Raw genomic sequence first — 243 nt, 5'->3', positions numbered from 1 at the left:
AATGTGTTCTTTGAAAACCGGATAGGAGAAAAAACCAAGTAAACCGAGAATCGCCATCTTTTGGATTTGAAACCAACATGGTTAAGTTGTAAAGGGCGCACGGTGGATGCCTTGGCACTAGGAGCCGATGAAGGACGGTACGAACACCGATATGCTTCGGGGAGCTGTACGTAAGCTTTGATCCGGAGATTTCCGAATGGGGAAACCCCCTGTCCATAATCGGACAGGATTCCTGCCTGAATC

The 243-nt window shown here is 48.1% G+C and carries 1 rRNA gene; it reads left to right on the top strand.

Features of this window, described 5'->3' with window-relative positions:
• Positions 1-79: 79 nt before the first annotated feature.
• A 23S ribosomal RNA gene (locus tag BpJC4_RS15955) occupies positions 80-243 on the top strand; the annotation flags it as partial.

This window comes from Weizmannia acidilactici (assembly GCF_008974185.1).
In the GTDB taxonomy this organism is placed as follows: Bacteria; Bacillota; Bacilli; order Bacillales; family Bacillaceae_C; genus Weizmannia; species Weizmannia acidilactici.
The sequence above is the reverse complement of the archived record's forward strand: the minus strand, read 5'-3'. Positions and strand labels throughout refer to the sequence as shown.